2 protein-coding genes are annotated in these 675 nt (G+C 43.9%); one reads left to right on the top strand and one right to left on the bottom strand.

Annotated features, from left to right (window positions below):
- Positions 1–404: dihydrofolate reductase family protein (locus ACYVRA_RS07930; RefSeq protein WP_461252194.1), on the top strand; the 404-nt coding region annotated here is incomplete at its 5' end.
- Between the two features lie 35 nt (positions 405–439).
- Here ACYVRA_RS07930 and ACYVRA_RS07925 read toward each other — a convergent pair.
- Positions 440–675: hypothetical protein (locus tag ACYVRA_RS07925; RefSeq protein WP_461252193.1), on the bottom strand; the 236-nt coding region annotated here is incomplete at its 5' end.

Here is a 675-nt window from a genome sequence, read left to right as displayed (position 1 = left end):
GGAGTTTTTGCGATGCAGTTGTGGTTGGCGGCGGAACTTTCCGTGCCGACAACCCGCAATTAACGGTGAGGGATGCAAAAGGGGCAAACCCGCAAAAGATTATTTTCAGCAAAAGCAATTTCGGCGGCGGGACTTTTGAGGAAAATTGGAATTTTATGATGCAAAACTTCACAAAAAAAGGAATGCACCACGTTTTGATAGAAGCCGGGGCAAAATTTGCAGAAAATCTGTTTTCAATGCCAAACTCTTTTCACAAATTTCTGCTATGGACATCGCAGGTTAGGCTTGGCAAGGGACTGGCATACCCTGCCCGCAATTTCCCAAAAAATTTTGCTTTGAAAAAAACCTATATGCAGGGCATGGATTTTTGTTGCGAATTTGAAATTGGAACTAGTGGGGATTAGGTAACCCCTCACCAACTTCCCCACTAGCTATTTAATCACTTCTTTGGGCTGCTAGCTCTCATCCAGCCAAATTTCTGCTCGGCGTGGTAGCGCGTATAGTCTGCGTTTATGAACATTGGCACGCCTTCGTTATTCATGCAGCCCTCATAAGGCAAATCAACCCTGTCTATTTTTGCAATGAAAACGCCATTCCCAAAACGGCGGCCATCTTTGGAGAAGGGATAAATGTTAACATTTACCTTTACCAAGCCATTTGTGGTTAAAACATTCT

It is taken from the genome of Treponema sp. R8-4-B8 (assembly GCF_054786175.1).
This window is presented reverse-complemented; position numbering and strand designations above follow the sequence as displayed.